Annotated in this window: 12 protein-coding genes; 3 read left to right on the top strand and 9 right to left on the bottom strand. The window is 72.6% G+C overall.

All coding sequences use genetic code 11. From position 1 onward, the window contains the following. The 4 genes from MQN93_RS42800 to MQN93_RS42785 all read right to left on the bottom strand — a co-directional run. Positions 1-432 (bottom strand): FAD-dependent oxidoreductase (locus MQN93_RS42800; RefSeq protein ID WP_242713766.1); only part of this gene is annotated, 432 nt, incomplete at its 3' end. 264 nt (positions 433-696) lie between these two features. Further along, positions 697-2,241 carry a leucyl aminopeptidase gene (locus tag MQN93_RS42795; RefSeq protein WP_242713765.1) on the bottom strand — a complete coding sequence of 515 codons (1,545 nt, stop codon included), beginning with the start codon at positions 2,239-2,241 and terminating at the stop codon, positions 697-699. A gap of 142 nt (positions 2,242-2,383) precedes the next feature. Continuing rightward, on the bottom strand, positions 2,384-2,992 hold the full coding sequence (locus MQN93_RS42790; protein ID WP_242713764.1) for an RDD family protein: 609 nt from the start codon (positions 2,990-2,992) through the stop codon (positions 2,384-2,386). A 44-nt stretch (positions 2,993-3,036) separates the two neighbouring features. Next, positions 3,037-3,831, bottom strand: coding sequence for an adenosylcobinamide-GDP ribazoletransferase (locus MQN93_RS42785; protein ID WP_242713763.1), 795 nt, complete (start codon positions 3,829-3,831; stop codon positions 3,037-3,039). A 60-nt stretch (positions 3,832-3,891) separates the two neighbouring features. On the opposite strand from MQN93_RS42785, the gene MQN93_RS42780 reads away from it, so the two are divergent. Then, complete coding sequence (locus tag MQN93_RS42780) at positions 3,892-4,650, top strand: hypothetical protein (RefSeq protein ID WP_242713762.1); 759 nt, start codon at positions 3,892-3,894, stop codon at positions 4,648-4,650. 72 nt (positions 4,651-4,722) lie between these two features. Here MQN93_RS42780 and MQN93_RS42775 read toward each other — a convergent pair whose 3' ends face one another. The 3 genes from MQN93_RS42775 to cobT form a co-directional block, all read right to left on the bottom strand. Next, positions 4,723-5,466 carry a hypothetical protein gene (locus MQN93_RS42775; protein ID WP_242713761.1) on the bottom strand — a complete coding sequence of 248 codons (744 nt, stop codon included), beginning with the start codon at positions 5,464-5,466 and terminating at the stop codon, positions 4,723-4,725. A gap of 33 nt (positions 5,467-5,499) precedes the next feature. Further along, on the bottom strand, positions 5,500-7,236 hold the full coding sequence (locus MQN93_RS42770; protein WP_242713760.1) for a phosphatidylglycerol lysyltransferase domain-containing protein: 1,737 nt from the start codon (positions 7,234-7,236) through the stop codon (positions 5,500-5,502). A gap of 84 nt (positions 7,237-7,320) precedes the next feature. Beyond that, a complete protein-coding gene (gene cobT / locus MQN93_RS42765; protein ID WP_242713759.1) occupies positions 7,321-8,445 on the bottom strand; it encodes a nicotinate-nucleotide--dimethylbenzimidazole phosphoribosyltransferase in 1,125 nt (374 codons plus the stop codon). Positions 8,446-8,582: 137 nt separating this feature from the next. On the opposite strand from cobT, the gene MQN93_RS42760 reads away from it, so the two are divergent. Beyond that, positions 8,583-9,116, top strand: a complete 534-nt coding sequence (locus tag MQN93_RS42760) for a methyltransferase domain-containing protein (RefSeq protein WP_242713758.1) — start codon at positions 8,583-8,585, stop codon at positions 9,114-9,116. Here MQN93_RS42760 and MQN93_RS42755 read toward each other — a convergent pair. Then, a complete protein-coding gene (locus MQN93_RS42755) occupies positions 9,105-10,307 on the bottom strand; it encodes a bifunctional adenosylcobinamide kinase/adenosylcobinamide-phosphate guanylyltransferase (protein ID WP_242713757.1) in 1,203 nt (400 codons plus the stop codon). The two genes, MQN93_RS42760 and MQN93_RS42755, sit on opposite strands and share 12 nt — an antisense overlap. A gap of 113 nt (positions 10,308-10,420) precedes the next feature. On the opposite strand from MQN93_RS42755, the gene MQN93_RS42750 reads away from it, so the two are divergent. Beyond that, positions 10,421-10,633 carry a hypothetical protein gene (locus MQN93_RS42750; protein WP_016435767.1) on the top strand — a complete coding sequence of 71 codons (213 nt, stop codon included), beginning with the start codon at positions 10,421-10,423 and terminating at the stop codon, positions 10,631-10,633. 86 nt (positions 10,634-10,719) lie between these two features. On the opposite strand, the gene MQN93_RS42745 is transcribed toward MQN93_RS42750, so the two are convergent. Continuing rightward, the gene (locus MQN93_RS42745) at positions 10,720-11,799 is read right to left on the bottom strand and encodes a S1C family serine protease (protein ID WP_016435768.1); all 1,080 of its coding nucleotides are present in this window, start codon (positions 11,797-11,799) and stop codon (positions 10,720-10,722) included. Between the last annotated feature and the right edge of the window lie 29 nt (positions 11,800-11,828).

Below are 11,828 nucleotides of genomic sequence, written 5' to 3'. Positions count from 1 at the left end.
GGAGCCGGTCGCAAGCAGCACATGGCGGCCCTGGACGCGCTGCCCGTTCACGTCGACGGAGGTGGGCGAGGACAGCCGGCCCTCACCCTCGATGTACGTCACCTTGCGGGAGGCGATGAGCCCCTGCAGGCCCTTGTACAGGCCGGAGATGACGCCGTCCTTGTACTTGTGGACGGCGGGGACGTCGATGCCCTCGAAGGTGGCCTTGACGCCGAAGGTCTCGCTCTCGCGGGCCTGGTCGGCGATCTCGCCCGCGTGCAGCAGGGCCTTGGTGGGGATGCACCCCCGGTGCAGGCAGGTACCGCCGACCTTGTCCTTCTCGATCAGGGCGACGTCCAGGCCCAGCTGCGCCCCGCGCAGGGCCGCGGCGTAACCGCCACTACCACCGCCGAGGATCACTAGGTCGAAAACGGTGCTGGCGTCGTTCGCCACGTCACGTCCTCCATGCATGTGCGCCACGCCGGTCAGCGGTGACCGGTCGGCGGCTGGTGTCCGGCCGCTCTTTCTTCGGCCCTGTGGTGGGGGCCCTGTCCTGCCGTGGCCCATCTTCGCACTTGTCGGGGGTGAACGAGACGCCGGGCCGGTGTGTGAGACGTCCCACGTTCGTTTGAGCACCGGCCGCGGAAAGCCCGGGCACCGACCGGAAAAGGGGGCCCCGCCCTACCCGCGCGCGGAGCCCCCTCTCTCATTTCCGTGTCAGCCCAGGTCGCCCGAGGCCGTCAGCTCCGCGAGGCGGACCAGGGTGCGCACCGCGGTGCCCGTGCCGCCCTTGGGGGTGTATCCGAACGGTCCGCCCTCGTTGAAGGCCGGGCCCGCGATGTCCAGATGCGCCCAGGTGATCCCCTCACCCACGAACTCGCGCAGGAAGAGGCCCGCGACCAGACCGCCGCCCATCCGCTCGCCCATGTTGGCGATGTCGGCGGTGGGGGAGTCCATCCCCTTGCGCAGGTGCTCCGGCAGCGGCATCTGCCAGGCCGGCTCGCCGACCTCCTCGGCCGCCTCGTGCACGGCGGAGCGGAACGCGTCGTCGTTCGCCATGATCCCGAAGGTCCTGCTGCCCAATGCCAGCACCATGGCGCCGGTGAGCGTCGCGACGTCGACGACGGCGTCCGGCTTCTCCTGGGAGGCGGCCCACAGCGCGTCGGCGAGCACCAGCCGGCCCTCGGCGTCGGTGTTGAGGACCTCGACCGTCTTGCCGCTGTACATCCGCAGCACGTCGCCGGGCCGGGTCGCGGAGCCGGACGGCATGTTCTCGGCGAGCGCCAGCCAGCCGGTGACGTTCACCTCGAGACCGAGGCGCGCGGCGGAGATCACGGCCGCGAAGACCGCCGCCGCACCGCTCATGTCGCACTTCATCGTCTCGTTGTGACCGGCCGGCTTCAGCGAGATGCCGCCCGAGTCGTAGGTGATGCCCTTGCCGACGAACGCGAGGTGCTTCTTCGCCTTGGAGGAGGTGTACGACAGCTTCACCAGCCGCGGGCCCGAGGCCGACCCGGCGCCGACGCCGAGGATGCCGCCGTAGCCGCCCTTCTCCAGCGCCTTCTCGTCGAGCACCTGCACCTTGATGCCGTGCTCCTTGGCCGCGGCCTGCGCGATGGCGGCGAAGGCGGCCGGGTCGAGGTCGTTCGGCGGGGTGTTGATGAGGTCGCGGGCGCGGTTGAGCTCCTCGGCGACGGCCGTGGCGCGCTCGAGAGCCGCCTTGTGCTCCTTGTCGCGGGGCTTGGCGCCGAGCAGGGCGGCCTCGGCGAGCGGCGCCTTGCCGTTGCCGTTGCCGGACCGGGCGTTCTTGGGCGCGGTCTCTTTGTAGGTGTCGAAGGAGTACGCGCCCAGCAGCACGCCCTCGCCGATCGCGGCGACGTCGGAGGCGTCCCCGACGGGCAGGGCGAAGGCGGCCTTCTTGGCACCGGTGAGGGCGCGGGCGGCGGAGCCCGCGGCCTTGCGCAGGGCCTCGGCGTCGAAGGGAGCGCCGTTCGCGTCCTTGTCGGGCTCCGGGCCGAGGCCGACCGCCACCACGAGCGGGGCCTTGAAGCCGGAGGGTGCGGGCAGCTTCGTCACCTCGCCCTCGGCGCCGGACGCGCCGAGGGTCTCCAGGACGCCGGCGAGGCTGCCGTCGTAGGCCTTGGCCACGGCCTCGGCGCCCGGCGCCACGACCGGGCCCTTCGCACCCTTGGCCACACCGATCACGATCGCGTCGGCCCGAAGGCCGGACGCCGCGGCGGTGCTGAGAGTCAGAGCAGTCACGGTGGTGAATTCTCGCTTCCGATGTGAAGTTTCTGTGGTCGATCCGTGTGGGTCGACCGGGCCCGACAGCCGACCCTAGGACCGACCCGGGGGTGCGGCCTCAGCGGGGCCCTCCCCGGTGCGGCGAACACTCCGCACGAGCCTACGCGCGTGTGCGCACCGGGGGCGTGGTGGAGGGCAGGCCGATCCCGAGGCCGGTGACCGCCGTGCCGGCCAGCCGGTCGGCGAGGGAGCGCCGGGTGGGGGAGAGGACCGGCAGCGCGTTGAGGAGGAAGACGACGACGGCCAGCGCCCATACGGCGACCGACAGCAGGAACTCACCCTCGATCAGCAGCACACAGGCGACGGCGTAGACGGCGATGTCCGCGGCCGTGGTGACGGCGGCGCGCACCGCGGCCCGGCGCGGCACGCTCGGGGTGACCTTCAGGCCGAGGAGCCCCTTGCCGACGGTGCGTCCGGCGAGACAGAGGCAGCCCCACTGGTAGAGAAAGGTGGCGACGATCAGCAGCCCGAAGGCCTGCTCCACGTAGAGGACCGACTTGTCCCAGAGCGACACCCCGATGTGCTCGGAGGCGGCGATGACGTCGCCGCGCGAGGTCAGCAGGTCGAAGCCGCCGCGGGTGGCGAGCTCGGGCACGTCCGAGACGAGGGCGGATATCCGGTGGAAGGTGAGCACGGCCAGCGTGGCGGCCAGCGCCAGCACCAGTGCGAAGTCGATGAACCAGGCCATGGCACGGCGAAGCTTCGGCACGAACGTCCCCCGATCAAGTCCCTGTGTCCGTACGGCCGAAGAGACTACTGCCCCAGTGACAGCACCAGGAGCGAAACCGTCGCGGCCGTCTCGGCCACCCCTCCGAACACATCGCCGGTCACTCCGCCGAAGCGGCGCGTGCAGTGGCGCAGCAGGAGTTCGGCGGCGCCGAGCGCGGCGAGGACCGCGACGGCCGTACGGATCACGTCGTACGTCCCGGCGAGCGCGCCCCCGGCGGCGGCCGCCCCGACGACGACGGTCGCCGTGACGGCGGCGGCCCGTACCGGTACGACACCCGCGACCGCCGCGCCGAGCCCCTCGGGGCGGGCCGCCGGCACTCCGTGGCGGGCGGCCAGGGTGAGCGCGAGGCGGGCGGTGGTCGCCGAGACGACGGTCGCGAGCACGCCCCGGGTCCAGGAGCCGCCGTAGGCCTGGGCCAGGGCGGAGACCTGGGCGAGCAGGACCAGGACGAGCGTGATCACCCCGAACGGGCCGATGTCCGACTGCTTCATGATCCGCAGGGCGTCCTCGGCGGGCTTGCCGCTGCCCAGACCGTCCGCGGTGTCCGCAAGGCCGTCCAGGTGCAGACCCCGGGTGAGGACGGCGGGTACGGCGGCGGAGGCGACGGCGGCGAGCAGGGCGCTCGCGCCGAGCGCCAGCAGCAGTACGCCGGACAGGGCCGCGCAGGCGCCGACGACGAGTCCGGCGAGTGGGGCGCAGAGCATGCCGCCGCGGGCGGCGTCGCGGTCCCAGCGGGTCACCGGCACCGGCAGCACGGTGAGGGTGCCGAAGGCGAAGCGCAGGCCGTCCGGCCAGGGGGTCTTGGAGGGTTCGGGCACCGGCGCAGGTTACCCGCCGGTCCGCGGGAGGGTGGTGGGCGCCGTGGATACAGTGCGCATATGGGACATTGGTTGCAGCGGAACATCATCGAGCCGGGCAAGCTGCCGCTGCTGCTCGCGCTCACCGCGTTCGTGCTGACGTTCCTGATCACCCGGGTCGTCACACGGCTCATCCGGGCGGGCAAGGGTCCGTTCGGCAATGTCAAGGCGGGCGGGGTGCACATCCATCACGTGGTGCCCGGTGTCGTCCTGTCCGTCCTCGGGGGGTTCGGGGCGGTCGCCAGCAGCCGGCACGGGTTCGGTGCGGCCTGCTTCGCGGTGGTCTTCGGGATGGGGGCGGGGCTGGTGCTCGACGAGTTCGCCCTGATCCTGCATCTCGACGACGTGTACTGGAGCGAGGAGGGGCGCAAGAGCGTCGAGGTGGTCGTCCTCACGGCGGCCCTCGTGGGGCTGATGCTCGCGGGGTTCTCGCCCTTCGGGGTGGACGACATGAGCCAGGACGAGCTGCAGGACCGGGGCAGTGTGATCTCGACGGTGGCCGTCAACTTCCTGTTCTCGCTGGCCGTCTTGAGCAAGGGGAAGGCCCGGATGGCCATCTTCAGCGTGATCGTCCCCCTCATCGGCCTGATCGGCCTCGTCCGCGTGGCCCGCCCCGGCTCCCCCTGGGCCAGACGCTTCTACCGCCGCCGCCCCCGCACCCGAGCCAAGTCCCTCCTCCGCGCCTACCACCACGACCGCCGCTGGCTCGGCCCCCGCCGCAGGTTCCAGGACTGGATCGGCGGCAGGCCGACGGCGGCGCCGGCTTTGCCTCGGCGTTGAGGGGGGCGCGGAGCTGTCGTCGGGGGTGGTGGGGGCGCCGCCCCTGCTCCGTGCCGGGTCTGTTCTCCGTGCTTATCGCCACGACCGCCGCCGGGCCGACCCCCGCCGCAGGCTCCAGGACTGGATCGGCGGCAGGCCGACGCCTGCCGCGGCGTTGCCTCCGCGTTGATGCCGGGGCCGGGGCGTTGAGAGGGCGAGCAGGGCTGCTGTCGCTGCGATGGCTGCCAGGTGTTCCTTGCCGGCGAGGTTGTTCTTCAGGAGGACTTCGAGCGCTATCGCGGCGACCACCGCGGCTGCGGTGAGGTGGGCGCCGAAGCGCCAGGTGAGGTAGACGGCGAGGGCTACGACGGCGGCGGACGGGCCGGTGTCGACCACGTGGGCGTCCGAGGCGGGCAGGCCGAGCGGGTGGTCGAGGCCCAGCCGGATCCCCAGACGGGCGTAGAGCGTGCCGGCGAGGGTGGCGGCGTAGGCGATCGTCAGGGTGCGCCATCGGCCCAGGCAGATCTCTGCCACACCGAAGACCAGGAGGATCTGCGCGAGGGCGCCCCAGACGGGGAGGTCGAGGGCCGGGACGAACAGCGACAGCGGGGTGCGCAGCAGCGCCGGCACCAGCGGGTCCGCGGCCCGTACGGACCCGATGTCCTGCACGAACCCGAAGCCCCAGGACTGGTTCTGCACGATCTGCACGACCGCCGTCAGCACCACCGCCCCGAGCGTCAACGGAACCGCCCGCCAGCCCCGCGCGACCAGCGCCTCGCGCACCGTCACGTACAGCAGCCCCCACTCACAACGGGCCCAGCGGGCAAGGGCGTTCATCCGGCGGTCCTCATCTGCGCGCCCTCCGCGGCATCACCTGTGCGTCTGAAGATGCTTGCGGTGCACCCACTTCGGCAGCCCCGGCGCTTCCAGGAACCCCTCCGCCCGCGCCGAAGCGATCCCGATGCGCGGCAGGTCCGCGCTCTTCTCGAACAGCAGGAACCGCGGCTCCCAGATGGGCCGGTACTTGGCGTTGGCGCGGTACAGCGACTCGATCTGCCACCAGCGCGAGAAGAAGCTGAGCAGCGAGCGCCACAGCCGCAGCACCGGCCCGGCCCCGAGCCGCGCCCCCCGCTCGAAGACCGACCGGAACATCGCGAAGTTCAGCGAGACCTGGGTGATGCCGATGTCCCGCGCCCGGCGCAGCAGTTCGAGCACCATGAACTCCATCAGCCCGTTCTCGGAGTCCCGGTCGCGCCGCATGAGATCGAGCGAGAGCCCCTTCGGCCCCCACGGCACGAAGGACAGCAACGCCCTCAACTCACCGTCGCCGTCGGTGCATTCGAGCATCACGCAGCGCCCGTCCTCGGGATCCCCGAGCCGCCCCAGCGCCATGCTGAACCCGCGCTCGGTGGCCCCGTCGCGCCAGTCGTCCGCCCGCTGCAGCAGATACGCCATCTCGTCGGCCGGGATGTCCTCGTGCCGCCGGATCCGCACGCCGTACCCGGCCCGCTTCACCCGGTTGTAGGCCTGCCGCACCGTCCGCATGGCCCGCCCCTCCAGGGTGAACTCGGCGACGTCCACGAGCGCCTCGTCGCCCAGCTCCAAGGCGTCCAGGCCGTGCCGCGCATAAATGGTCCCGGCCTCCTCGCTCGCCCCCATCACGGCAGGGATCCACCCGTGCGCCCGCGCCTCGGCGAGCCACGGCTCGATGGCGCCGGGCCACGCCTCCGGGTCGCCGATGGGATCGCCGGAGGCCAGCGAGACACCCCCGACGACCCGGTACGCCACCGCCGCCTTGCCGGTCGGCGACCACACCACGCTCTTCTCCCGGCGCAGGGCGAAGTACCCGAGCGAGTCCCGCTCGCCGTGGCGCTCCAGCAGTTCCCGCAGCCGCTTCTCGTCGTCCTCGGTCAGCGGGTCCACGGCGCGCCGCGAGCGGAAGGCGGCGTAGAAGACGGCGAGGACGAGGACCGTGCTGAGCACGTTGATGGCGACGTTGACCCAGTTCGGCGCGGACACGCCGGGGAAGTGGGACTCGTCGACGGCGATGGAGACCAGCCGGAAGGTGCCGTAGCGCCAGCGCTCCAGGAACGTCGAACGGGACGCGTCCGCCGCCGCGTTGGTGACCGTCACCAGCAGCGCCGCGAGCAGCGAGGCGACGAGCGTGCCGCCCACCGCGACCGCGGCGGCGAGCCTCGGGTTCGAGCGGTCGCCCTTGGCGTAGAACTCCCGCCGCCCGACCAGCAGGGCGACGACGAAGGCGGCGGTGAGAGCGAGCGAGATCCAGTTCTGGGCGTACTGCCGGATCTCCGGGAAGACCATCGCGAAGGCGAACAGCCCGAGGAACGGCCCCGCCAGGGCGAGGTTGAGGATCCATGCGGCGCGCTTGCGGCGCCGCATGGTGACGGCCAGAAAGGCCGTGAACACTCCCGAGGCGAAGCCCGCGGTCAGCAGATACGGCGTGAAGAGGTTCTCCTGGTTGTGCCGCCGCACGTCCTGCCCCAGCGACACCCACACGGCACTGAGAAAATTGACGAACGCGACGGCCCGCAAATACCAGACGGCGAATGCGGCGGCACGCCGCGGGGCAATTCGGGCATCTCCCATGGGTGAGGATCATATGGGCGATGTCCTGATGAACCCCTCCATCTTTGGTCTCAGGCCGGTCGACTTTGGACGGTGCCGCGAGCGCTATCCGACCTCTTCCGCCCCGGCCTCCGCCTCCTTCTCGTTCTTCTCGTCCCCGGAGTCCTCCGGCTCCTCCGGCTCCTCCGGCCGTTCCGGCAGCTCCGCCGCCAGCGCCGCCGCGGCCTGGACGAGTGGCAGGGCCAGCAGCCCCCCGGCGCCCTCGCCCACGGTCACCCCGTGGGAGAGCAGCGGCTCCAGCGCCATCCGGTCCAGGGCCTTCGCCTGCCCCGGCTCCCCGCTGTCGTGCGCCGCCAGCCACCAGTCCGGTGCGCGGAACGCGATCCGCTGCGCCACCAGCGCGCAGGCCGCCGCCACGACCCCGTCCAGGATCACCGGCGTCTTGCGCACCGCGCTCTGCAGCAGGAAGCCGGTCATCGCGGTCAGATCGGCCCCGGCCGCGGTCGCCAGCAGCTGCAGCTGGTCGCCCAGCACGGGCCGCGCCCGGCGCAGCGCGTCCCGGATCGCCGCGCACTTGCGCATCCACGCCAGGTCGTCGATGGCGAGCCCGCCCCGCCCGGTCACCACCGAGGCGTCGGTCCCGCACAGCCCGGCGATGAGCACGCCCGCCGCCGTCGTCCCGCCCACGCTCACATCGCCGAGCACCACCAGATCCGTACCGGAGTCGGCCTCCTCGTCGGCCACCGCGACACCCGCGCGGAACGCCGCCTCGGCCTCCTCGGCCGTCAGCGCGTCCTCGATGTCGATGCGTCCGCTGCCGCGCCGCACCCGGTGCCGTACGACCTCGTCGGGCAGTTCCGCGGGGTCGCAGTCCAGGGCCATGTCGACGACGCGCACCGGCACCCCGAGCCGGCGGGCCAGCACCGACACCGGACGGCCGCCCTCCAGGACGTCCCGCACCAACTGCACCGCGCTGCCCGCGGGCCGGGCGGAGACGCCCAGTTCGGCGACTTTGTGGTCACCGGCGAACAACAGCACCCGCGGGCGTTCGATCGGTCGCACCGGCACGGCGGACTGTGCCGCGGACAGCCACTCACCCAGGTCGTCGAGGCGGCCCAGCGACCCGGGCGGCACGATCTGGCGCTCCCTGCGCGCCTCGGCGTCACGGCGCACCCCGCCATCCGGGCGCTCGATCAGATCGGTGAAGTCGTCGAGATTAAGCGCGTTCATTCGCCGAACAGTACCGGCACCGCTCGAACAGGACAGCGCCACATGGGCACCACGCGCACCCGACGTCGTTGCTCCCTTGATCGCGATCCCATACGTTCCGTTTTGCAGCGGATTGTCGTACGTCCTCGGGAGCCGCCATGAACAGCCTGCGCACCCGCGTCAGCGACCTCGGCCGGTACGGACGCCACCGCTCGGCGGCCCGCGCGATCCTGCGGCTGCTGCCCGAGCCGGAGAGCTGGCTGGACGTGGGCACGGGCGACGCGCGCTTCCCCCGCACGGCACGCCGACTCTTCCCCTACACCTCCATCGACGGCGTCGACCCCAGCCCGCGCATCGCCTACGCCCGCCATCTCGAACACATCGAGGAGGCGTACGCGGGGCATGTGACGGACCCGCACATCACCACGATCCTGCGCGGCCGCTACGACGTCGTCACGCTCCTCGACCGGCGCTCGCCCGCCCCCGACCCGCGCACCGAACTCCCCGCCGCCCTCACGCTGCTGCGCCCCGGCGGCCTCCTCCTGGTGGAGGCCGAACCCCGCGAGGCGCACGGCCTGCGCGGACAACTCGAAGGCCGGGGCTGCACGATCGTGGCGACGAGCCGGCACACCCTCGACCGGTTCCCGTACACCTGCCGGATCATCGCCCGGCGGGGGCCGTCAGCCGCGTAGTACCAGCGCCTGTCCCGCCACCACCAGCACCACCTGCTCGCACTCCGCGGCGAACGCGGCGTTCAGACGGCCGAGTTCGTCGCGGTAGCGCCGGCCGGACGCGGTGGCCGGCACGATCCCCGACCCGACCTCGTTCGACACGGCGACCACGGTCCGCCGGGCGGCCCGCACGGCCTGTGTCAGCTCCCGCACCCGCTCCCGCAGCGCGCGTTCCCCGCCGCTCGCCCACTCCGCGTCGTCCCACGCGCCGGCGGAGTCCATCGCGTCCGTCAGCCACAGCGACAGACAGTCGATGAGCAGCGGCGGCCCGTCCCCCGCCAGCAGCGGCACCAGGTCGCAGGTCTCCTCGGTCCGCCAGGACCCCGGGCGCCGCTCGCGGTGGGCGGCGACCCGTGAGGCCCATTCGGTGTCGCCGCCGCGGGTGCCGCCCGTCGCCACGTACAGCACACCGGGAAAGGCCGCGAGGCGCCGCTCGGCCTCCACCGACTTGCCCGACCGGGCACCGCCGAGCACCAGCGTCCGCCGCGGCACGTCGGGCACGTTCTCGTACACCCCCACCACCAGCGTCGTCCCGTCCGGCACGGCCCGCGCCCCCGCGGCGGCCAGCCGTCGGTGCAACTCCGGCCCCGGCGGCACGTCGTGGTCCAGATGGACGGCCACGACGTCCGTGGTCGGCCCGAGCGCCCCCACCGCGCGCAGCTTGGCCAGCGCGTCGGGGCGGCCCACGACATCGGCGAACACCATGTCGTACGTCTCCGCCGAGCCGTTCTCCAGTCCGGCCGGCGCACCCCCGGGCGGGAGATACAGCAGCCGCCGCCCGTCCGGCCCGGTCACCGCGTACCCGGTGCCCGGCGCGTCCATCGCCACCGCCCGCACCCGATGCCCCGTCAGCAGCGCCAACTCCCGCCCGTCCGGCACCCGCCCGGGCTGCGGCAGCCCCGCGGGTACCTCGACCGGCGGCCCGTCGTGCGGATGCGACAGCAGCACCTGCCGTACGCCGCCCAGCGAATGCCCGGCGCGCGCGGCCGCGAACGCGGCACCGGGCGTCAGGTCCAGCAGCAGCGTTCCGTCCACGAGAACGGCGGTCGCCGCCCGCGCCTGGGGGCCGAGCGCACTCGCGCAGGCAGCGCAGGGACAGTCGGGGCGGGGCAGTCCCGCGGGGGCACCTGTGCCGAGCAGAGTCACTTCCACGGATGTGATTTTCGCGTGTCTGCGCAGGTGCTGCCCGTCCGACTAGGCTTCGGGCAGGAGCCGGACCAAGATCCGGCTCCTTCTCTGCAGGTGCTCAGACACGGGAGGCGTACATGGCTGCATGGACGTGGCGGTTCGAGAAGGCCGACGGGGCGGAGGTCCAACCCTCGGTCCAGCCCGAGGAGTTCACCACGCAGGGGGACGCCGAGTCATGGATCGGGGAGCACTGGAAGGCCCTGAAGGAGGGCGGCGCGGACCAGGTGCGGCTGTACGAGGACGCCGCCGAGATCTACGGGCCGATGAGCCTGCACTCGGACGAGGGATAGCCGGTCCGCACGGACGGTGCGGACGGTGCGGACGGTGGGGGGAGGGCGGCCGGTGCACGGCCGCCCTCCTCATGTCCCGCCGCCCGTCACTGCTCGCCCAGCGTCACGTCCGCCTTGTTCTCGCTGCCGTTGCGGGTGTATGTCACCGACACCCTGTCCCCGGGCTGCTGCGCCGCCAGCGCCTCGGACAGGGAGGTGATCGTGGTGATGTCCGTGTCACCCAGCCGAGTGATGATGTCCCCGGCCCGGATGCCGGCCTTGTCGGCCGCCCCGCCGCTCTTGACCTCGACCACGGCGACCCCGGCGGGCTGCAGTTGACCGTCGACGACGGTACGGCCCGTGATGTCGAGCGCCGCCCGGCCGGAGTCGGTGACCTTGCCGTCCTTGATGATCTGGTCGGCGACCGTCTTCACCATCGAGGAGGGGATCGCGAACCCGATGCCGGGCGCCGCACTGTTGCCCAGGTTCGGGTCGGTGGCGGCGAGCGTCGGAATGCCGACGACCTGTCCGTCGAGGTTGACGAGGGCGCCGCCGCTGTTGCCCGGGTTGATGGCCGCCGACGTCTGCACCATGTTCGCGATCGTCGCTCCCGTACCGCCGCCGGACCGGTTCTCGGTGACGGTCCGTCCGGTGGCCGAGACGATCCCCTGCGTCACGCTGGACGACAGCCCGAGCGGTGAGCCCATCGCCAGCACGATCTGCCCGACCTCCACCTTCGAGGAGTCCGCGAAGGTGGCCGCCTTCAGCCCGTCGGGCACCCTGTCCAGCTTGACGACCGCGAGATCCTGCTCCGGGTAGGAGTAGACGAGCCGTGCGGTGAGCGCGTCCTCGCTGCCCGCGGTCGAGACCTGGAAGCTCGTCTGGTCGCCGACGACATGGGCGTTGGTGACGATGTGCCCCTTGTCGTCGTACACGACGCCCGACCCCAGGTCGTCGCCGGCCTGGATCTGCACGACCGACGGCAGGACGTCCCTGACCACCTTCTGGTAGTCGCTCTCCAGGTCGTCGGCCGCCATGGGCGCCACGGCCTGGGCGGCCCGGGTGGTCGACTCCTCCCGCCCGCCGCCGGAGGAGGAGCCGGAGCAGCCGGAGACAAGGGCGAGGGAACAGCACAGCGCGGCCGCCGCGACGAGCGGCCGCAGGGCAGGGATACGGGTGACGTCCATGCCCCGAGTCTCACTTCGGGGAAATCGTC

The sequence above is a fragment of the Streptomyces spinosisporus genome (assembly GCF_022698145.1).
Taxonomy (GTDB): Bacteria; Actinomycetota; Actinomycetes; order Streptomycetales; family Streptomycetaceae; genus Streptomyces; species Streptomyces spinosisporus.
The sequence above is the reverse complement of the archived record's forward strand: the minus strand, read 5'-3'. Positions and strand labels throughout refer to the sequence as shown.

What these genes read in the sequence shown, in the direction of transcription:
- MQN93_RS42780 (WP_242713762.1), top strand. Translation starts at nt 3,892, where the DNA reads ATGGGACATTGGTTGCAGCGGAACATCATCGAGCCGGGCAAGCTGCCG.
- MQN93_RS42775 (WP_242713761.1), bottom strand. Translation starts at nt 5,466, where the DNA reads ATGAACGCCCTTGCCCGCTGGGCCCGTTGTGAGTGGGGGCTGCTGTAC.
- MQN93_RS42770 (WP_242713760.1), bottom strand. Translation starts at nt 7,236, where the DNA reads ATGGGAGATGCCCGAATTGCCCCGCGGCGTGCCGCCGCATTCGCCGTC.
- cobT (WP_242713759.1), bottom strand. Translation starts at nt 8,445, where the DNA reads ATGAACGCGCTTAATCTCGACGACTTCACCGATCTGATCGAGCGCCCG.
- MQN93_RS42760 (WP_242713758.1), top strand. Translation starts at nt 8,583, where the DNA reads ATGAACAGCCTGCGCACCCGCGTCAGCGACCTCGGCCGGTACGGACGC.
- MQN93_RS42750 (WP_016435767.1), top strand. Translation starts at nt 10,421, where the DNA reads ATGGCTGCATGGACGTGGCGGTTCGAGAAGGCCGACGGGGCGGAGGTC.
- MQN93_RS42745 (WP_016435768.1), bottom strand. Translation starts at nt 11,799, where the DNA reads ATGGACGTCACCCGTATCCCTGCCCTGCGGCCGCTCGTCGCGGCGGCC.